This is a genomic window from Bacteroides oleiciplenus YIT 12058 (assembly GCF_000315485.1).
In the GTDB taxonomy this organism is placed as follows: Bacteria; Bacteroidota; Bacteroidia; order Bacteroidales; family Bacteroidaceae; genus Bacteroides; species Bacteroides oleiciplenus.
Genome location: NZ_JH992944.1, coordinates 682,485 through 704,303 on the forward strand (window position 1 = coordinate 682,485; position 21,819 = coordinate 704,303).

The 21,819-nt window shown below is 45.3% G+C and carries 16 protein-coding genes; 7 read left to right on the plus strand and 9 right to left on the minus strand.

Annotation, left to right across the window (positions count from 1 at the left end):
* On the plus strand, positions 1-1,799 hold a 1,799-nt coding region (locus HMPREF9447_RS22170), incomplete at its 5' end, for a family 43 glycosylhydrolase (protein ID WP_009132029.1).
* A 164-nt stretch (positions 1,800-1,963) separates the two neighbouring features.
* A complete protein-coding gene (locus HMPREF9447_RS22175; protein WP_009132030.1) occupies positions 1,964-3,577 on the plus strand; it encodes an alpha-galactosidase D in 1,614 nt (537 codons plus the stop codon).
* A gap of 63 nt (positions 3,578-3,640) precedes the next feature.
* Here the strand turns inward: HMPREF9447_RS22175 and HMPREF9447_RS22180 are convergent, their stop codons facing one another.
* The 5 genes from HMPREF9447_RS22180 to lpdA form a co-directional block, all read right to left on the minus strand.
* Positions 3,641-4,144: a flavodoxin gene (locus HMPREF9447_RS22180; RefSeq protein WP_009132031.1), complete on the minus strand. Its 504-nt coding sequence runs from the start codon at positions 4,142-4,144 to the stop codon at positions 3,641-3,643.
* A 17-nt stretch (positions 4,145-4,161) separates the two neighbouring features.
* Positions 4,162-6,198 carry an alpha-ketoacid dehydrogenase subunit alpha/beta gene (locus HMPREF9447_RS22185; RefSeq protein ID WP_009132032.1) on the minus strand — a complete coding sequence of 679 codons (2,037 nt, stop codon included), beginning with the start codon at positions 6,196-6,198 and terminating at the stop codon, positions 4,162-4,164.
* Between the two features lie 18 nt (positions 6,199-6,216).
* Complete coding sequence (locus HMPREF9447_RS22190) at positions 6,217-7,593, minus strand: dihydrolipoamide acetyltransferase family protein (RefSeq protein ID WP_009132033.1); 1,377 nt, start codon at positions 7,591-7,593, stop codon at positions 6,217-6,219.
* A 69-nt stretch (positions 7,594-7,662) separates the two neighbouring features.
* The gene (locus HMPREF9447_RS22195) at positions 7,663-8,412 is read right to left on the minus strand and encodes a lipoate--protein ligase family protein (RefSeq protein WP_009132034.1); all 750 of its coding nucleotides are present in this window, start codon (positions 8,410-8,412) and stop codon (positions 7,663-7,665) included.
* Entirely contained in the window at positions 8,412-9,761 is a 1,350-nt protein-coding gene (lpdA, locus tag HMPREF9447_RS22200) for a dihydrolipoyl dehydrogenase (protein WP_009132035.1), read from the minus strand. Before lpdA ends, HMPREF9447_RS22195 begins: the two co-directional genes overlap by 1 nt.
* Before the next feature lie 151 nt (positions 9,762-9,912).
* Between lpdA and HMPREF9447_RS22205 the strand changes: the two genes are divergently transcribed.
* A complete protein-coding gene (locus tag HMPREF9447_RS22205; protein WP_009132036.1) occupies positions 9,913-10,536 on the plus strand; it encodes a helix-turn-helix transcriptional regulator in 624 nt (207 codons plus the stop codon).
* Between the two features lie 125 nt (positions 10,537-10,661).
* Here HMPREF9447_RS22205 and HMPREF9447_RS29295 read toward each other — a convergent pair whose 3' ends face one another.
* The gene (locus HMPREF9447_RS29295; RefSeq protein WP_262482459.1) at positions 10,662-10,790 is read right to left on the minus strand and encodes a hypothetical protein; all 129 of its coding nucleotides are present in this window, start codon (positions 10,788-10,790) and stop codon (positions 10,662-10,664) included.
* Between the two features lie 141 nt (positions 10,791-10,931).
* Between HMPREF9447_RS29295 and HMPREF9447_RS22210 the strand changes: the two genes are divergently transcribed.
* A complete protein-coding gene (locus HMPREF9447_RS22210) occupies positions 10,932-13,316 on the plus strand; it encodes a TonB-dependent receptor (RefSeq protein WP_009132037.1) in 2,385 nt (794 codons plus the stop codon).
* 102 nt (positions 13,317-13,418) lie between these two features.
* Here the strand turns inward: HMPREF9447_RS22210 and HMPREF9447_RS22215 are convergent, their stop codons facing one another.
* From HMPREF9447_RS22215 to metA, 3 genes are read right to left on the minus strand one after another with little or no spacing between them, the layout of a single operon-like run.
* Entirely contained in the window at positions 13,419-14,432 is a 1,014-nt protein-coding gene (locus HMPREF9447_RS22215; protein WP_085938362.1) for a hypothetical protein, read from the minus strand.
* Between the two features lie 22 nt (positions 14,433-14,454).
* Complete coding sequence (locus tag HMPREF9447_RS22220; protein WP_009132039.1) at positions 14,455-16,359, minus strand: peptidase U32 family protein; 1,905 nt, start codon at positions 16,357-16,359, stop codon at positions 14,455-14,457.
* Positions 16,356-17,273, minus strand: a complete 918-nt coding sequence (gene metA, locus HMPREF9447_RS22225; protein ID WP_009132040.1) for a homoserine O-acetyltransferase MetA — start codon at positions 17,271-17,273, stop codon at positions 16,356-16,358. Before metA ends, HMPREF9447_RS22220 begins: the two co-directional genes overlap by 4 nt.
* 399 nt (positions 17,274-17,672) lie before the next feature.
* On the opposite strand from metA, the gene HMPREF9447_RS22230 reads away from it, so the two are divergent.
* From HMPREF9447_RS22230 to HMPREF9447_RS22240, 3 genes are all read left to right on the plus strand, one after another.
* Positions 17,673-19,571: a fimbrillin family protein gene (locus HMPREF9447_RS22230; protein ID WP_009132041.1), complete on the plus strand. Its 1,899-nt coding sequence runs from the start codon at positions 17,673-17,675 to the stop codon at positions 19,569-19,571.
* Between the two features lie 93 nt (positions 19,572-19,664).
* Positions 19,665-20,618, plus strand: a complete 954-nt coding sequence (gene metF, locus HMPREF9447_RS22235; RefSeq protein WP_009132042.1) for a methylenetetrahydrofolate reductase [NAD(P)H] — start codon at positions 19,665-19,667, stop codon at positions 20,616-20,618.
* Between the two features lie 75 nt (positions 20,619-20,693).
* Positions 20,694-21,812 (plus strand): DNA polymerase III subunit, encoded by a 1,119-nt coding sequence (locus HMPREF9447_RS22240; protein WP_009132043.1) that lies wholly within the window; start codon positions 20,694-20,696, stop codon positions 21,810-21,812.
* Positions 21,813-21,819: the final 7 nt, after the last annotated feature.

Sequence of the window (21,819 nt, forward strand, 5' to 3'; positions counted from 1 at the left end):
TGGGCAATGCACTTCATTTGGGCTATAGCGAAGATGGACGGCATTACGTGGCGTTGAATAACGATGCCTGCGTAATGGCCCTCCGCAAGGTCGATAATGAGCCAGGACTTACGGAGGAACAAAAGATACCAGGAGTGATGAAAACCCTTACAGCCCCCTATTTATTCCGGATGAAAGAGGGCGGATTCGGTGTGGTGGCACTTCGTACTGATCAAAACGGTATATCAGATGTTTCAGCTACCGGCTCTTTCCTTTTCATCAAGAGCCGCGACTTGGTGCATTATGAACCGGAGCAGTTGTGCCGCTTGCCGGTCAGCGAAATGTTGGAGGCGGTCTCTTGCGAATATGATGAGGCAGTGGGAAAATATCGCGTGCGGTGGATGATAAAAGGGAAAGTCTTTCAGAGCCATACGGCAGACTTTCTCCGGTTCTCTCCGGTAAAAGCAGTTCCTAAGCTGGACGGAGTACAGGAAAAGATTACCGGGAATCAGCGCAATTTCCTCAATGCCTGTTTCGGCAATTCGCTCGCACTGACCGTAGAAGAAGGCAAGTATCTGAAAAACAAACTGGGACGGATTGTCAATGTGGGTGTCTTACCGTTGGAGATGTCCGTTCCGGTCTCACCGTCCGTCATTTCTGATATCCGGAAGAAGCGGGCAACCTTGCTCTATAGTGACGGAAGCCGGGCGGAGAAACGGGTGATATGGAATGAAGAGGATCTGAAAAGTCTTACTTCGGCCACTTCCGGCACCTATGCTGTCCGTGGAAAGATATTCCAATATTCATTCAACTATCCGGTATCAATGTCGAATTGCGCTGACCCCAATATCTTGTACTATCAAGGTAAATACTACATGGTATCTACTTACGAGGTAGAGTGGAACCGCATCCCCATCCGCTGCTCGGACACTCTGGATGGTCTGACTGATGCTAACCATCGTTGGAAAGAGGCTGTTCTGATTCAAGGAGAAGGGCCTCATTGGGCACCGGAACTGCACGTCATCGGCTCGCGTCTCTATATGTTGCTTGCCATCATTAAGGGAGACAAAGGTGTTCAGGCCTATATGATGCAGCTAAAGGAGAATGGTGACCCTATGAAACCGGAGGACTGGAGTACCCCCATCCGTGTGGTGAAATCCGACGGAAGTCCTATCTATACGGATGGAAAGACAGAAGGATTATCACTGGACATGACCTACATTGAAGATGGCGGAAAGTCTTATGTCTGCTGGTCGGACCGGAAGAAGTGCTTCGTGAACGGAAAGGACGTAGACCCGGGCCCTGTGCTACGCATCGCCACGGTTGACCCGAAAGAGCCCTGGAAGTTGACAAGCACTCCGTCTGTCATCGGTTCTGAAGCCTATAGCTGGTCGTTCTGCATCAGACCCTTGCAACTAGCTGAAGGTCCTTTTGTGCTGGAAAGTAAAGACGACAATATCTACATGGTATATTCCGGTGGAGGCGTTACCGGAGGCAATTACGAGGTAGGCATGCTCACAGCCCGCAAAGGCAGCAACCTGCTGGATCCAGCATCCTGGAGCAACTCGCCACGTCCCTGGATGAACAACGGTTCACCGGTTTCCCAAGTTGGTCCCGGACATAATTCATTTGTCAGGGATGAGTATGGAGATTTGTACAATGTCTATCACAGTGGGCATCGACCACGTCATACCAGTGTATGTCCCGTTCACTTCCGTTTCGATGGTTCACCTGTCATCGACATGGCACCCTACGAAGAAGTGAATCCTAATCTCCAGCAAGTGGAGATGCGCGTTCGTTTGATTTCACCTTCAAAATGAAATAATAATAGTTTGTTAAGAGCCTGTTTCAAATTGAGTGCCGAAAAAGTGGAAACATTGTTAAGTTAATCACAAAAAGTAATCGTCAACCATTGACTTTAAAAGAGAAAGATAGCTATAAATTCAAAATAACTAATTAACTTTCGGAAAAAATAAGACTATCCATGAAAAGACATCTAATGACAGGAGTGCTTTTGGCTCTTATACTTGTTGCAAGTTCTTGCACACCGACCAATGAAAAGACCGCACTGGAAGCCTTTCCGCCTCCTTTGATGGGATGGAGCTCCTGGAACACCTATCATGTGAATATCAATGAAGAGTTGATAAAGAAACAAGCGGATGCTTTAGTAACCCATGGACTGAAAGACGTTGGTTATCTATATATAAACGTAGATGACGGATTTTTCGGCTGGCGTGATGAAACAGGAAAGATGCATGCACATCCCGAACGCTTTCCTAAGGGAATGAGACCTATATCCGACTACATCCATTCATTAGGTCTGAAAGCCGGTATCTATTCGGATGCAGGCGACAATACCTGTGGTTCTATTTACGACGATGATGCCAATGGAGTTGGCTCCGGTCTCTACGGACACGAGCAACAGGACATGGATCTTTATCTGAAAGAATGGAACTATGACTTCATCAAGATAGACTATTGCGGTGGCAGAGAATTAGGGCTCGATGAAGAAAAGCGCTATACAACCATTTGCGAAGCAATCAAGAATACAGGACGTACTGATGTTTCCATAAATATCTGCCGTTGGGCGTTTCCCGGCACCTGGGCCAAAAGTATGGCACGCTCCTGGCGTATCAGCTCGGACATACGTCCACGCTGGGAATCTGTAAAGTATATCATCCGGAAGAACCTTTATTTATCAGCCTATGCCGGTGAAGGGCATTATAATGACATGGATATGCTGGAAGTCGGTCGCGGATTGCAACAGGAAGAGGAAGAAGTACACTTCGGAATGTGGTGTATTATGAGCTCGCCCCTGCTTATCGGCTGCGATATGACAACCATTCCCGAAACTTCATTGGCGTTACTGAAGAATAAGGAGTTGATAGCACTGAATCAGGATCCTTTAGGATTGCAGGCTTATGTGGTGCAGCATGAGGCTGAAGAATATGTATTGGTGAAGGACCTTGAACAAAAACGGGGACTTGTGCGTGCTGTTGCTTTATATAATCCATCGGATACGGTATGCAACTTCAATGTTCCTTTCGAAAAACTGGAAATGGGTGGAACGGTAAAAGTCCGCGATGTGATAGAATGCAAGGATTTGGGAGATATGACAGACACCATCCGGTTATCAGTTCCTCCACATAGCGTTGCAATATGGAGATTGGAAGCAGAAAAGCGCCTGGAACCGACTTTCTATGAGGCAGAATGGGCCTATTTACCTTGTTATGATGACTTGGGCAAGAACCCTAAACAAATATTCTATGCTGCATCTCCGACTTGTTCCGGCAAGATGAAAGTATCAAATATCGGAGGCAGTGAAGAGAATATTGCCGAATGGAAAGAAGTGTACAGTGAAAAAGGGGGCGAATATGATATGACTATCTATTATAGCTGCGACAAGAACAGAAAACTGGAAGTATCTGTAAACGGAATCAAGACAGAAATAAAAGACCTAAATAGCGGTGACAAAGAAAAAGTTGAATCCGTACCTATTCCTGTAACTTTAGTAGCCGGTAACAACGTAATCCGTATGGGAAACAACTTTGGATGGGCACCGGATATTGATTGCTTTAAGTTAAGTAAACGACAGTAATCGTATGATAAGGCGCACTATTTTCAGGATATTAAGGGGCTCATCAAAGAGCCCCTTATCTTATTAGAATTCTTCTTTCAACTGATTACACCAATCAGCAATCCGCTTATCCGTCAGCTTCGACTGATTCTCTATATCAATCACTAGCCCACACCATTTACCATTGCGCAAGGCTTTGGAATGAGCAAACGAATATCCCTCTGACGAGGTGAACCCTACAAGCGTAGCCCCTGCTTTCTCAAAAGCCTCAGCCAGAATACCCAGTCCGTCCACAAAGTTATCGGGATAACCTATCTGGTCGCCAAGTCCGAAGAGGGCCACTTTCTTACCTTTCAAGTCAAGGCTTTCTATTTCCGGCACCATTTCATCCCAATAAGTGGGCAGTTCACCGTCGAACCAGGTAGAGGCACCCACTATCAGGTTATCATAAGCCTGGAAATCATTTTGCCAAGCCTTTTCTATCAATATCATTTCTACTTCTTTATGTCCAAGTTTCTCACGTATCTTTTCAGCTATATGAGAAGTCTTAGCGGCATTCATTGCATAAAATAATCCTATCTCTTTCATAATTACTTCGTTTTTAATTAATATTCCAATAGTTTTCTGGCTACTTCATAAATCTTATTTGCATCCGGCAGAATAGCGCGCTCCAGTATCGGATTAAAGCCAACCGGGGTAAAAGTAGAACCTACCCGCTGCACCGGCGCATCCAGATAACGGAATAAATCAGTGCCGATGCTGGCAGCTATTTCACCACCGAAACCGGCAAATACTTTATCTTCGTGCACAATTAATGCTTTACTTGTTTTTTTCACCGATTCATAGATGGTTTCCTTATCCAACGGAATAAGAGAACGGATGTCAATGACTTCCACACTCCAACCACCTTCTTTTTCCAAACGTTCGGCCACATTCAGACAAAGGTGTGTGGTGTTGCCATAAGTAATGATACTCAAATCAGAGCCTTCACGGCGGATACGCGCTTTGCCAAACGGAACTTCAAAATCATCGGGAACGATGGTTGAAGCTTCCACCGAGTTATATAAAGCCTTGGGTTCAAGGAATAAAGTGAAACCTCTGGAACGCATACTTGTGCGGAGCAATCCGGCAGCATCATCGGCAAAAGAAGGACAGACAATCCGGGCACCGGGCAACGTTGCCAAAGCTCCTTCAATATTCTGCGAATGATACAGTCCGCCACCGATATATCCACCGGAAGCCAGGCGCAAAGTCACATTAGGCACAAACTTTCCGTTGCTGCGCCAATATTCATGTGTGCACTCCACGTATTGCTCCACGGCAGGCCAGAAGTAATCGGCAAACTCAGCACCTTCTATCACCACACGAATTTTAGGGTCAAAGCGGCTCATGCCGTTTGCCGTGCCCACAATGTAGTCTTCAGCAATGGGCGCATTGAACACACGGGGCTCGCCGAATTCCTGTTGCATACCTTTAGTCACATTGAAGACACCACCTTTATCCCTGTTCGCCACATCCTGCCCCCAGATAAAGGTATCGGGATTATAGCGGAACTCCGCTTTCAACGTTTCATTGATGGCAGTTACCATAAATTTCTTCTCTCCTTCCGTCTCACGATGTGTTCCATCCTTATATTTTTGCGGTTCATAAGGTTCCGGCAACACATAGTCGAAAATAGTTTTCGGATCAGGATCAGGAGCCGTGAGTGCTTTACGATTAGCTGAGACAAGCTCTTTCTTCGCCTGTTCTTCTATCTCCTTCAGTTCTTCTTCGGTGAGACGTTTGTAACGCAACAGCATCCGACGGAACTTCATCAGCGGGTCAGCCTCCTTCACATAAGCCAGTTCATTCTCATCCCTGTATAACGTTTGTTTGTCGGAATTGGAGTGTGAACCGATGCGGACACAATTGGCATGCACGATAACCGGAGTCCGGTTCAGTAAGGCATGTTCACGCGCTTCGGTCATGGCGTTCATAGAGTCGAACACATCTTTTCCGTTGCAATGGATAATCTTCAGGTTCTTGAAACCTGAAAAATTATCCGCCACTTTACGGGCTGCGGTCTGGTCTTTCTTCGGAACGGATATGCCATATCCATTATCCTGCCATACAAAAATAACAGGCAAACGTTCGAGACTGGCACCGTTGACAGCCTCGTACACAAATCCTTCGGAAGAAGCAGACTCACCATGCGAGGTGATGACCACCCCTTTATGATTGTAGTACACCATGGCACGGGCCACACCGGCGGCATGAAGGTCGTGCGTACCCGTTGCCGAAGAGATGTTCTCTATGTGCCACTCTGGTTTGGCAAAATGATTGGACATGTGGCGTCCGCCGCTACCGGGGTCGGTAGCTTTGGAAATGCCATTTAATATCAGTTCTTCCGCCGTCATCCCGGCAGAAAGGGCGGTAAGCATATCGCGGTAGTAAGGGAAAAGAAAATCTTCCCCTTTGGTGAACACCTGTCCGATGGCTAATTGTATTCCGTCATGTCCCGTATACGGTGCATGGAAGGACCAGCCAAGAGATTGCAACAGATAGGCTGGCGCTTTTTCATCGAGTGCACGCCCCAATGTCATCAGGTAATACCACTTCTTCAGAAGCTCCACATCTGTGGTTTTTATATCATACTTTTTCATATTCGTCAAGGTGTTAGTTTATTCTTTCCAGTTTTCCAGATACTCCTTTATATAATAGAGGAAATTGCCACCCAATGAACCGTCCACTACCCTATGGTCATAGGAAAGAGACAGGTACATCTTATGTCGTATGGCAATCACATCACCTTCCGGTGTTTCTATTACAGCAGGTTTCTTCTCGATATAGCCCACGCCCAGAATGGCTACCTGGGGTTGGTTAATGATAGGTGTACCGAACAGGGACTTAAATGTACCGAAGTTAGTAATCGTGAAAGTACCACCGGAAATATCATCGGGCATCAGTTTGTTGTCACGGGCTTTGAGGGCCAGAGAGTCTATGGCTACGGCAAGTCCGTTCAGGTTCAACCGGTCGGCATCGCGGACAACGGGAACAATCAGGTTGCCGTCATTCAGAGAAACGGCAATGCCGATATTGATATGCTTCTTGAACAGGATATTGTACCCTTCCACCGAAACATTCACTTGCGGATAGGCAACCAATGCTTTTGCCACAGCCTCGGTAATGGCAGGCATATAGGTGAGTTTCACGCCTTCTTTCCGGAAAAAAGCGTCTTTATTCTTATCACGCCACTTCACAAGCTTGGTTACATCCACTTCCACCACATTGGTTACGTGGGGAGAAGTACGCTTCGACATTATCATGTGGTCTGCTATCACCTTGCGCACGCGGTCCATTTCTTTCACTTCCACGCCCTCTGTTGACGGAACATTGGGGACAGGGGTATTGTGATGCACTTCGGAAGTAGCCACAGAAGCCGGTTTTGCGGTTGGTTGCACAGATGCAGTAACCATCGGCCTTGATATCGCCGCAGTTGATTGCCGAACCGGCTTCACTGCAGACTGTATAGTAGCAGCCGCATTGCCTCTTTGCTTCCTTACGATATAATTCCTGATATCCTTTTTGCTTACCCGCCCCTGGTATCCGGTACCCGGCACAGTATCCAATTCTTCCCGCTGAATACCGAACTCGCGAGCCAGCAGAAGAACGACAGGAGAATACCAACGCTCTTCTTCCGATTGAACAGCTTTCGCCTGGGGAAGTTGTTGTGACGAGGCAGTTTCCGGAGGAGCAACCTCAGTTTTTTCATTTATAGTTTCCGGGGTGCTTTGAAGCGGTTCTTCATCACCTTCATCGCCCATATTAACGATGGCAACCACCGTACCCACAGCTACGGTATCTCCTTCTTTAAATAAAATCTCGACAATTTTACCTGCCACCGGAGAGGGTATTTCCGCACTGACTTTAGCGGTATTCACTTCAAACAAGACATCATCTTCTTTAACGATGTCACCTACTTGTACCGACCACGAAACGATGGTACCTTCGGTTATACTTTCGCCTAATTTAGGCATCTTTATTTCAAATTTCGACATATAGTTAAGTTTTAGGTTTGGGGGTTATTATGTATATACAACAAGTAACTGAATAGTAAGTTTTTTAACTTAGGCAGAAGTTAATGCGGATTTATGATATATCCACTCCTGCGAAGCGTATTTTTCCTCCTTGAGTTGTTGGATAGCTTCCAAATCTCCGGCAGAGAAGCGATAGATACGGTTATCGTCATCGTCTATAAATGAATGGAAAAGCAGATGCATAAAGCGTTTGACATCCATAGGCTCGGACAAAAACTCTTTTACGTTAGCCACCTCGCTCCGCACAGAAGGTACGGCACGTAAGGTGCGAGAACCCGGTAAACAATTCTCTGCATCCGGCTGACCGTTCAATGCAGCATTCAGCACATCCAAATCGGTGGAGAACAACAGAGTACAGTGATACATCACTCGGTCTTTGTGTATGCACTGCGCACTGCCCGATATTTTCCGCTCGTCCACATAAATGCCCAGACGCTGGTCGGCATATGCCGCGATGCCCACCTTCTCGAGGAAGTCGACCACCAATTGCAGGTAATATTCAAAATCCGGTTGCTTCCTGGTTTCGATAAAGCTCAGATTGATGTTTCCCCGGTCGTGATATACAGCACCTCCACCGGAAAAACGTCGTGCCAAGGCTATTCCTTTTTCATGCAGGAATGCCTCATCCACTTCCGCCGCCACACTCTGATGTTTCCCTATCACAACGGAAGGTTCCGACTGCCAAAGCATAAAGAAGTTGCCTCGCTTTTGCTTCAACAAATATTCTTCTGCTGCCAGATTAAAATAAATATCCGTACAGCGATTATCAATGCAGAACATTATGCAAAGAGTGTTTCATGGAAGATTTCACCGACTGTCGGGTGTGGGAAGACGGTCTTCTGAAATTCTTCTACCGTATATCCGTGCTGCACGGCAATTCCGGCAAGTACAATCAACTCGGAAGCCGGATTGCCCAACATGTGGCAGCCTATTATCCGGTCATCATCATCCAGTATCAGCTTGCAAAGCCCGTTTCCCTGCTCGTTCTCAGCAACGAAACGGCCGGAATAGGCCATCGGCAATTTCTGTACATGGTAGCTGATGCCGACGGTTTTCAGTTCTTCTTCGGTCTTACCTACGCCGGCCACTTCGGGATTGGTATACACTACACCGGGTACGCAATCGTAATTCATCCGGTCTTCCACCTCCAGAATATGATTGATGGCAACCTCACTTTCGCGAATGGCAGTATGTGCCAGCATAGAATGTCCGGTGATGTCTCCACAAGCATACACACGCGGATGGGAAGTTTGCATATGTTCATCCACTTTCACGCCGTTGCGCAGCAGTTCTATGTTCAGTTTATCCAGCCCCACCTGCAGCAGGTTGGCTTTCCGACCGACACTGACTAATATCTTTTCAGTCTCAATGAGTGAAGTTTTACCATCCTTCTCGATGGTGACTCCTTCGGGGCTGACTTCAACCACTTTTGTATTCAGATGGAATTTAACTCCGCGTTTCTGATATTCCGCACGCAGCATGCCACTGGTTTCTTTATCCATAGCGCCCAGCACTTCGGGCATCATTTCGACCACATACACCTGCACGCCCATACTATTGAAAAAAGAAGCGAACTCCATCCCGATGACGCCGCCACCGATGATAACCAACGAAGAAGGCAGCATAGTGTTCTCCAATGCTTCTTTTGACGTCCAGTAATCAATCTCGGACAGACCTTTGACAGGTGGGATAACCGTATCGGAACCGGTACACACCAACAGATAGGTTACTTCGTACGTCTCTCCGGCAGCCGAAATCCGGAAGCGTCCGTCCGCTTCGCCCGTAATCGCAGCTTCGTAAGGCACAATGACGGCACCGTAGGAACTAACAGTCATCTGCACACCGCCGGTCAGCTTTTTCACAATCTTATCCTTGCGGGCAATCATCTTCTGCATATCGAACGCCGAACCGTCGGGCACGGAGATACCATACTTCGACGCACTTTTCATATTGTCCCACAACTTGGCGGAATAGAGCAAAGTCTTGGTAGGAATACACCCCTCGTTGAGGCAAACACCACCAATGGCTTTTTTCTCAAACAAGACTGTTTGCAGCCCGTTTGCAGCCGCTCTTTCAGCCGCCGTATAACCGGCAGGACCGCCACCGATGATAGCTATATCATATTTCATAAATCAGTAGTATTAAGTTATTTATCTACTAACAACAAACAAGAAGAGAGCAAAGTTCTATAAGTATCGACAAGGGAAGTTGCTGTTTTTCAGCCCCAATGGCCTGTTTCATAAAAATAATCTGTATTTTTGCAGAAATTTAAGGAATTATATGGTAGCCCCCGAAATAGCAATTGTTGACTCCAACACCCTGTCGTGTCTGGGATTGCAGAATCTGATGGAAGAAATCATCCCGATGGCCGTCATCCGCGTGTTCAGTTCGTTCGAGGAGCTGGTGGATGATACGCCCGACATGTATGCACATTATTTCGTCTCGGCACAGATATACTTTGAGCATACGGCTTTCTTTCTGCCCCGCAAACCTAAAACAATTGTATTGGCAAACGGCGATAACCAACCGCAACTGGCAGGAATACCGACCCTGAATATTTATCAGGATGAAAAGGTATTGATAAAAAGTATCTTGCAGTTACACCAGTTCGGGCATAAAGAGGGGCATCCGCATGGACATCCACATCCGGCAACGGGGCACCCCGGAGGGCACCCTTGCGGCAATTCGTATGCCGAACACGACCTCTCTCCTCGCGAAATAGAAGTGCTGGTGCTGATAACCAAAGGATTTATCAATAAAGAAATAGCCGACAAATTAAATATAAGTCTGACTACCGTCATCTCCCACCGGAAGAATATCACAGAGAAACTGGGCATTAAATCGGTGGCAGGACTGACTATCTATGCTGTGATGCACGGATATGTAGAGGCAGACCGCATCTAAATAGAGTTATAAGACAAACTCCATCTTCATCCTGATACTTATTTTATAAGCACTTTGCACGGAAAATGCGAAGTGCCGGAACTAAGTAGCCGCACCGCTACTTTTATCCTTTTTCCCTGCAACGGCTAAGAAAAATCATAGCGAACGGCTATTCTTTCCACCACGGGGTTCTTTTCTTTCCACCATGGAGAAAGTTTCTTTCCACCATGGTGGAAAGAAACTTTCTCCATGGTGGAAAGAATAAGCATCCACATACAAAAGACTTATCATCCGGCAGAAAAAACAATAAAAGTGCCTGGGAAAAGAGTTAAGCCATTCTCTAAATCCTCATTAATGAGGATTGCGGGAAAAAGAGAAATGCCCTTACTTTGCAAACGAAATAATATAAGCAAAAAATGGAGAAGAGTAAATTATTCGCCTTTGCCCTGGCACTCCTGTCGATAGGGAATGTATGTGCAGAGGAAGTGGATACCCTGAAAATTGTGGATGTTGAAGAAGTCCTTATCATTGCAGCCCCCAAAGAAAACCGTAAGTTGCGCGAACTGCCGAACGCCGTCACCTTACTTTCACAACAAGACATGCAGGCTGCACAAGTGAACTCAATCAAAAACCTGACCGCACTTGTACCCAATATATTTATCCCCGATTATGGTTCGCGCCTGACCTCCGCCGTGTATATCCGAGGCATCGGCTCGCGCATCAATACCCCGTCCGTAGGATTGTACGTCGACAATATACCTTATATAGATAAGTCGGCATTCGACTTTGACTATTCTGACATTGAACGTATCGACGTGCTGCGCGGTCCGCAGGGTACTCTGTACGGACGCAATGCGATGGGAGGAATTATAAAAGTGCATACCAAATCTCCTTTCTCCTATCAAGGCACCGACTTCCGCATAGGAGCTGGCACGCACAACCAATACAACACTTCCGTCACCCACTATCACCGGATAAACGAGCGGTTCGCTTTCTCCGCCGGAGGGTTTTATGACTATGAGGGAGGATTCTTCCGCAATGCGGCACGCAATAATGATAAGTTAGATAAAGGACAATCCGTCGGTGGACGCGCCCGTGCCATCTATCTGCCCAGCGAAAACTGGAAGCTCGACTTCAACCTAAGCTATGAGTATAGCGACCAGGGCGGCTATCCTTACGGACTTTATGATAAAGAAAACGGAACTGTTGCCAAACCCGCTTACGATGAAGAAAGCAGTTACTACCGCAATCTGCTGAATGCCGGACTGAATCTGGAATATCAGGCGCAAAACTTCATTCTGAGTGCCGTCACCGGCTATCAGTGGTTGCGCGACCGCATGTTCATGGACCAGGATTTCTCCGCAGCCAATAACTTCAATATAGAACAGAAGCAAAGAATAAATACTTTCTCAGAAGAAATCGTTCTGAAATCCAAACCCAACCGTCGTTGGCAATGGACCACAGGCGCTTTCGGTTTCTATCAATCCCTGCATACGGACGGCCCGGTGCTTTTCCACCGGGATGGCATTACTTCGGTAATTGAAGGAAATGCAAACAGTGTTTTCGACGGTCTTGCATCAATGGGAATACCGGGCATACCTGTCATGCACCTAAGCATCAATAATGGAAGTTTGCCTGTCAGCGGAAGTTTCGACACACCGACTCTGAGCGGTGCCATTTTCCACCAGTCCACCTTCAATGATTTATTTGTCAAAGGCTTGTCGGCAACCATCGGTTTGCGAATGGACTATGAGAAAGTAAAGATGGAATATAACTCTGCCGCCGCAACCACCAACTTCAACTTCTCTATGAAGATGGGAAATCCGGCCAATCCTCAAATTATCGAGAGTCAAGGCCTCGAAGGAAATGCAGCTTATCTGGGCAAAGAATCTACCGACTACGTTCAGCTATTGCCTAAGTTTGCTTTGCAATACGAATGGAACAAGGGAAATAACATTTATGCAACTGCCGCACGTGGCTATCGTTCGGGAGGATATAACATTCAGATGTTCTCCGACCTCGTGACGGGAGTGCTCAGCAACTCCATGATGGATGCCATCATGACCGACCCTAAATTCAGCAAGTTCGCTGCCATGATTGATCAAATGAAAAAAGAATTGCCGGAGGTAAGCGATGCCACCAAGTATAAACCGGAATATACCTGGAACTACGAAATAGGAAGCCATCTCACGCTTTGGGAAGGGCGCTTGCTTGCTGACCTCTCCGCTTTCTACATGGATACACGCAACCAGCAGATTGCAAAGTTCGCAGAGAATGGTCTGGGACGTATCACAGTGAATGCAGGAAAAAGCCATAGTTACGGTGCCGAAGCAAGCCTGCGTGCCGCTCTTACCACTGCATTTACGGTAAATGCATCTTATGGATACACTTATGCTACTTTCAAAGAATACGCAACCAACGTTAAAGTGGATGGAAAAACAGAGGAAATAAATTACAACGGCAATTATGTCCCCTTCGTACCCAAACACACATTAAGTCTGGGCGGACAATACGTCTTCCGCATCAACCCGGGCCATTGGTTGGACCGCATTCAGATAAATGCCAACTACACCGGTGCCGGACGCATCTACTGGACAGAGCAGAATGACGTCAGCCAGTCCTTTTACGGCACACTGAACGGACGCCTCAGTTTGCAGAAAGGCAACGGACAGATTGACTTCTGGGTTCGCAATGCATTGGATAAAGATTATGCCGCTTTCTACTTCGAAAGCATGGGTAATGGGTTCATGCAGAAAGGACGGCCGATACAGGCGGGGATTGAATTGCGTTGCAGATTCTAAGGCAACTTCATGCCTATAAAAAATCACGAGCGTTTCCACGAAAGGGAACGCTCGTTTTCATTAAGGAAAACTGTGTTATACTGATTGTAATCCTATTGAATCTTATTCATTAATCGCACCACAACTCGGACAGCGCCCTTTTTCTTTGAGCTTCTGTCCGCAACTACCACAACAATAACGGTAAACAACAAGTGTGGTATGCATCTTTTTCAGGAAAATCCAGATGAAAGCGGCAAGGAAGACGTAGCCGATATATATCTGTGTAGTCAATATAAAGAAGAAATAACAGAAGATGCAGCAAGATGCCAGACCTAACAAATAGAACATAGCAGCAGCAGGTGAAAGCTGGCGGAACAAATCATCGAGCACTGCCAACAACACTATAATAAACAACCAGATGCCCAACAAAAAAACCGAAAGAATAAACGGTACTTTAAAAGGAGAAAGCGTAGGGTTAAAGTAGAAGTGTTCCCACGTCTCGGGCACAAAAACCTGCATAGACTCATACACCGTGGCACTGAAAGCCATCAACAGGCAAAGCAACAACGGATACACACTATCTATATCATTAAAATAAACCATCTTCAACTGTTTGCGACGGAACAGGCGAAAAACCCAAGCTCCCACAAACAAAGCGAAAATAATTACGAAATACGAAGCATGTGTGTCACTGAACAGGTAAATGAATTGGGATATACTATCCGTCGGCACAAAAGCCTGCATCATTTCCCTCTCGCCAATCCAGCCCTGTATCTCCTGAGAATGGGCCAGCTTCACCCAAACACTATCCACACTATCCGCCGAATGAATAGCGAACTCAGCCACTACCACGCGGTCTCCTTTGTAAAGGGTATTATAGCAATCTTTCACTGGCAGACAGGCAAGCACTACGGAATCTTGCACTACTTCCAGATTGGTATTCAGCGTATAGTGGCGGTCATAAAGGCAAGTTAAGGAATCGCGGGTTTCGATGCTCATTCCTTCATCGTCCAGATTGGGACGGGAATAACGGCAAGAAAAAAAACAGAAGCACAAGAATAAAGAAATGCAGAACAGTGCAGACCTGCGCAAAGAAAAGAAACTATATACCTTGCGTAGCCCTATGCTGATTCGCATTCCTGAATCATATTTCACTCCCTTATTCTGCATAAACTTTCATCTGACAATTTTTGCAATCAAACTCCAGTCGGAAACGCTTGCCATCGGTTCCTGACAAGTAATAAGGTTCCCGGTAAGGTGAACGCCCTTTCTGGTAAGTAGGACACCAACCCATACTATAGCGCAGGCAATGCTTGCAGAACATCAGGACAGCACCCGGAACAGATTGCTTTTCATAAGCCGGAGCCACGGAGGCAATGCCGTGGTCAGTATAGAAAGAAGCGGCACGGGTGTTCATCACATTACCGAGATACGTCAATGAAGTTCCGGAAGCAGCCGGTTTATGCGAAGTATCCGAAAGCGGGAAAGGATGGGCAGTAGGTTTCCAGACAGCCAGTTCCTGACGGTAGTTGATACGGCGGACAGTAATGAGTTTTTCTATAATCTGGCGACGCCATTCGGCTACGATGGAAGCTGGTAGAAACCAATTGTCGGAAAAATGTATTTCAATATCAAAACCGGTTTCGGACGAATGATGATTCGTTCCTACAGGAAGGCAGGTTTCAAAGGGAGTGTTTCCCAATTTGCCGAGTTGCGTGCGCAGATTATCCGCCTGCGGGGTACGGGCAAGTTCTTTCTGATAAGGGAAAGAAAGGGTCACGCTATTATCATCCTCATCCGTAGCAGTCAAGGCAAAGCCAAAAGCTGTATCTGCCAAAAGCAAGGATACGGCAATCTTCCGCTCGGAAGACTTGCGGGAAAGCAGCTTTTCAAATTCCTGATCAAAGTTGCGATAGAGCACAGTTCGCGGACGGATACGGGGCATTTCACCTGCCGGATAAAGTTTATTTCCATCCACGCGGTTGATGCGGAAACCTTGCAGACGGCCCTGTTCATCCAGATAGCATACGCCATCGCCATTATTGAAAGATTTCAGTCCGGCCACCGTGAGGTAGTTTCCACGCTGCTCCTTCATGGTTCCCATCTCTTCGCCGAGAGATTTCGGGGTATCGAAAGAGAAAATCTCTTCACTACGTCCATGCAGGAAGTAGTGGGTAAATCCGCGGCTGAAACTCTTGTCCAGTTGCGGCCGGAAAGTATAACGGCAGGTACCGGAAGAAGCACGCACATATTCTTTGCGACGTGCAAAGATGGCATCCAACTTTTGACGATAAGCCGCCGTGACATTCTTTACGTAAGAGACATCTTTCAGACGCCCTTCTATTTTAAGGGAAGTAGCACCCGCATCGAGCAATTCTTCCAGAATATCGCTCTGATTCAAATCTTTAAGAGAAAGCAAATGCTTATCGCGCACTATCACTTTTCCGTCCGCATCCGTCAGAGTGAAAGGCAGGCGGCAAAACTGTGCGCACTCACCCCGGTTAGCACTACGCCCGAAACATGCCTGACTGACATAGCATTGTCCGCTATAGCTGACACAAAGCGCACCATGTACGAAAATCTCCAACGGAACCTCAGGACAAACTTTATGAATATGATTGATATCCTGCAAAGAAAGTTCACGTGCCAGCACTACTTGCCGGAAACCGGCTTCTGCCAGGAAACGTACTTTCTCCGGCGTACGATTATCCATTTGCGTACTGGCATGCAGAGGGATAGGCGGCAGGTTCAGACGGGTTATTCCCATATCCTGCACAATGAGTGCATCGACACCCGCACGATACAAATCCCAAATCATAGCCTCCGTTTCCACCAGTTCCTCTTCTTTCAGAATCGTATTGACAGTAACATATATCCGAGCATTATACAAATGGGCATGCGCCACCAAAGTCGCTATATCTTCCAACGAATTACCGGCAGCCACACGTGCACCAAAGCGGGGTGCACCGATATATACCGCATCCGCACCATGATTGATAGCCTCGATACCACATTCCAGATTCTTGGCAGGTGCCAGTAGTTCTATCTTCCGTTGTTTAATCATTTTATATCGTTGATATTATACGGAGTTTCCTGATATACAAAGTAGTTCAGCCAATTGGAAAACAGCAAATTGGCATGAGCACGCCAGCGTACCATCACACCTTTGTCCAAATCATTATCCACATAATAATTACGAGGCACTTCAATAGGCAGTCCTTTACCTAAATCTCTGCGATATTCTGTATCCAGTGTCAACGGAGAGTACTCCGAATGTCCGGTCACAAAGAATTCACGCCCGCCACGTGCCACAACAAGATGCACGCCTGCCTCTTCCGATTCGGAGAGCAAAGTCAGTTCCGGCACTTTCAGGATATCTTCTTTCCGCACTTCCGTATGGCGGCTATGTGGAACATAAAACACATCATCGAAGCCACGGAAAATGGCATGCAGCGGCTGCAACGGACGATGTTCGAAAATGCCGAACATCTTCTTATCCAATGCATGCTTGGGCACTCCATAATGATGATAAAGTCCGGCCTGTGCCGCCCAGCATATATAAAGGGTAGATGTGACGTGCGTACGCGCCCAGTCGAAGATTTCCATTATTTCGTCCCAGTAAGTCACTTCTTCAAAATCCAGTTGCTCTACCGGGGCACCGGTGATAATCATACCATCGTACTTCTCGCCACGCATCTGTTCAAAGTCTGTATAGAACGTCTGCATGTGTTCAACAGGCGTATTCTTAGATGTATGACTCTTGATTTTCATGAACGAGATTTCTACTTGAAGCGGGGTATTAGAGAGTAAACGCACAAGGTCTGTCTCCGTGGTAATCTTCAAAGGCATCAAGTTCAGGATAACGATGCGCAACGGACGGATGTCCTGTTGCGTGGCGCGCGAGTTGTCAATGACAAATATATTCTCTTCTTTCAGCAACTCTATCGCCGGCAGCTTATCAGGTAAATTTAATGGCATAAGTCCTCAGATTATCTTTAATTTGACTACAAAGGTACGGATAATTTTGAAATCTCCCGCGAAAGAATGAAAATGTAGAGTAAAACCTGTTTATTTATCCTCTTCATACAAAGCATGATAAGTAAAACTTTTAACATAAAAAGCACTTTCTATTTTACATTCAAAAATATTATTTTACCTTTGGCGTCCGTTAACGTTAATCAACGTTGAAGAACATAAAAGAAAGAATAGAACCTGAATTCAAGCGTGACTTCAAGTAATTAGCATCCTAAAGCCGACAGACTTTTCCATACCAGTTATGGTCCTACTCAATCCCCCCAATATTCTGATGCATTGATTGCTTAGTAAAATTAAGTATTAATCCGGAATGCATACATACATTCCAATAACAAAACGACAATGAATAGAAAAAGCAGCAAAAACAAGAGTTTGATGGCCCTATTGCTATGTACAATTCCGCTGTTTACAGCTTGTGTCAACGAAATTGAATCAGAGGATTCTTCCGGAACCGTCCCAATCAAGTTCTCCACAAAAGTCAGTAATACCAATACCCGTGTTACAGATACAGCATTTGAGAAAGGAGATAAGGTAGGATTGTATGCAATGCTACCTTCCACTTCAATCACAGAAAAACGCTATATAGACAATATATGGCTGGAATGTGGAGAAAATGAGATCTTTACTCCCGAAAAGACAGTGTTCTACCCCGCAGGAGATGCAACACTTGACTTTATCAGCTATTATCCTTATCTGAAAACGGGAATTCCAATAGGTAAATCTACTATTCCCGTATCCACCCAAACCGATCAGAGCAAGGACGGTAATCGTGTCTTGTCTGACTTTTTAATAGCATCAGAAGAAGATATAGCAAGTAGTGAAGATGCAGTAGAGCTACAGTACAAGCATAAATTTACCAAGATAAAAATCATAATCACTCCCGGTGCTGGAGAAGATGTTACAAAAATGTATAATGCCAAACCCAGAATTATAGCAACAGGCTTCAATACCAAAGCAGAATATGACACAAAGACAGATACTTTTATAAATCTTACTGAAGAAGCAGATATCATTCCTCATGGTGAGTGGAATATAACGAGTGGTAACTTAACAGGAAAAGAATTTATTATCATACCACAAAAGATATCCCCTGATATACAATCGTTCACAATGGAATGGAATGGAAAAGTATACACCTGTCCGATGCCGGAAATAACCATGCAAGGAAGTACGCAATGCCAAATAAAGATCACGGCTATGCAGGCCACAAGCCACACCCTTACCGGAATAGCCAGTAAAGTTGACGACTGGGTGAATGGGGAAAATAAAGACACTGATAATAAAGGAGGTATCACAACCATCCGCCTCGCGGCATTATCTTTTTCCCAATCGAATGTATATAGGGTTTATCATGGAGGAAAGCCTATAGCAGAAGTCTGCAAAGAGTACTTGAAATCTGACCAAATCACTTCTAAAGCCATCGTTGTATATCCGGTCAAAGAAAACGAGCAAAGTGACCTGAGTCACGGCACCGTTCTACAACTACAGGACGAGAAAGAAGCAATAAATGGTGGAATAATAAGCTGGGATATCAATAAAAACACTTTCAATTATACAGAAGGTAGTTCCCAAATCATTAATAAGGTCTATCTCAATGCGGAAGGTGCTATTCTATTAGAAAAACCGGAGAATCCTATCAGCATAGATATTGTCAGCCATACCATCAGAGACATACGTAATGGAAACACCTGTGAGTATCCAATCGTAAAAGTTGGTACACAGTACTGGATGGGAGAAGATTTACATGCAACAGCATATAGGGATGGTACTACCTTAAGCAAACAAACAAATTTGGGGAAAGGGGAGAGTTACTTCAAGCCCAAAGATTATGAAGCTTATTTCTATAATGGCGAAGCCGTACTTAAAAACAATTTAGCACCAACAGGATGGAAAATTCCCAATACGAATGATTGGCAGTCTTTAAAAGCTTATATAGGAAATGATGCCTCTTTAATAAAAGCCGGAGATTGGGAAGCATCAACAGAAGGCAAACCCGCTTGCCCGGCTTCCAATCTGACAGACTTTGCTGTATATCCGGTAGGTATGTGGGGTGATGGACAGCATTTGCTTAAAAACAAATTAGTCGGTTACTGGACATTGAACAATGAAGATGGTAGTAGTAGTATACCAGAACAAACTGTTTTCTTCACCGGAAGTAGTAACTTATGTGACTCAGGCAATACCCTCGTTTCGAAAGCAAGTTATTATAAAGCCCTTTCGATACGCTGTATAAAAGAATAGCCGGATAAAAAAAGCATATCTCATTTCTTTTTCGTATTTTTGTTCCCAATGTACAAATAGTTTTGTTCACCGAACAGAGACAACGAAAAAGAAATGAGAATTATCGACCTGATACACAGCAATGAGAAGACAGCTTTCTCCTTTGAAATACTGCCACCGCTGAAAGGCACAGGCATCGAAAAGCTGTACGAAACCATAGATACTTTACGGGAATTTGACCCTAAATACATCAATATTACCACGCATCGCAGCGAATATGTATACAAAGACCTGGGCAATGGTTTGTTTCAGCGCAATCGCTTACGCCGTCGTCCGGGAACTGTTGCCGTAGCCGGTGCTATCCAGAATAAATACAATATCACCGTAGTACCGCATCTTCTTTGCAGTGGTTTCACTCGTGAAGAAACGGAATATGTACTGCTTGACTTACAATTCCTTGGCATCACAGACCTACTTGTATTGCGTGGAGATAAGGCAAAACACGAATCAGTATTTACTCCCGAAGGCGACGGCTATCACCACGCCATCGAATTACAGGAACAAATCAACAATTTCAATAAAGGCATCTTCGTAGATGGCTCGGAAATGAAAGTAACGAATACACCATTTTCTTATGGTGTGGCGTGTTATCCTGAGAAACATGAAGAAGCACCCAATATTGATACTGATATTCATTGGTTAAAACAAAAAATGGAAGCAGGGGCAGAGTATGCTGTCACACAGCTTTTCTATGATAATCGAAAATATTTTGACTTCGTGGAACGTGCACAGAAAGCAGGCGTTACTATCCCCATTATTCCTGGCATCAAACCATTCAAGAAGATGTCACAAATCAGTATGATCCCCAAGACTTTTAAGGTAGATCTACCCGAGGAATTGGCGCGTGAAGCAATGAAATGCAAGACGGATGAAGAGGCCAAACAAGTGGGTATTGAATGGTGTGTACAGCAATGCAAAGAATTAGTGGGACATGGGGTGCCCAGCATCCACTTCTACTCCATTGGGGCTGTAGACAGTATAAAAGAAGTTGCAAAGCAGGTCTACTAGGAAAAGTTGAAAATGGATAAGTTGAGAGTTGAAGTAATTCAATCGTTAATCAATAACTAAATCGTAAATAATATCGTGTTTTTCAAAGATGTAATAGGACAGGAAGCCGCAAAAGAGCGATTAAGGCAAGAAGTGCGAGAAGGACGTATTCCTCATGCACAACTATTTTGCGGCCCATCGGGAGTAGGAAAACTTCCATTGGCAATGGCCTATGCACGTTACATCTGCTGCCCGAATCGCACTGAAACAGATGCTTGCGGCACCTGCCCTTCTTGTGTCAAATGGAACAAACTGGTACATCCTGATGTACATTTTGTCTTCCCCATCGTAAAAAAAGGAAAGAAGGAAGTTTGTAATGACTATATAGCCGACTGGCGGCATTTGGTATTGAGTAGTCCTTATTTCAGTCTCAACCACTGGCTCAATGAGATGGACGCCGAAAACGGGCAAGCCATCATCTACGCAAAGGAAAGCGATGAAATTGTACGAAAACTCAGTTTGAAGTCAAGCGAAGGCGGATACAAAGTCACTATCGTATGGCTGCCGGAAAAAATGCATGCAGTCTGCGCCAACAAATTATTGAAACTTCTGGAAGAGCCACCTGAAAAGACAGTATTCCTATTGATATCCGAGACTCCTGAGATGATTTTACCAACTATCCTAAGCCGTACACAACGTTTCAATATCCGCAAGATAGAAGAAACAGACATAGCCAATGCTTTGCAACAGAAATATGGTGTACGACCCAACGATAGTTTCACCTTGGCACATCTGGCCAATGGTGACTTTATCAAAGCATTGGAAACTATTCATCTGAATGAGGAAAATGAACTATTCTTCGAACTATTTGTCAGCCTCATGCGTCTATCCTATCAACGAAAAATACGGGAAATGAAGCAATGGAGCGAACAACTCGCAAGCATAGGGCGCGAACGGCAAAAGAATTTTCTGGCATATGCCCAACGCATGATACGCGAAAATTTCATCTACAATCTGCACAGCAAGGAGATGAACTACATGACTTTGCCCGAGCAGAATTTTGCCACCCGCTTTGCTCCCTTTATCAATGAACGGAATGTGATAGGAATGATGGAAGAATTGAGTGAAGCACAAATACACATTGAGCAGAACGTAAATGCCCGGATGGTATTCTTTGATTTTTCATTGAAAATGATTGTTCTACTTAAACAGTAGAAACCAG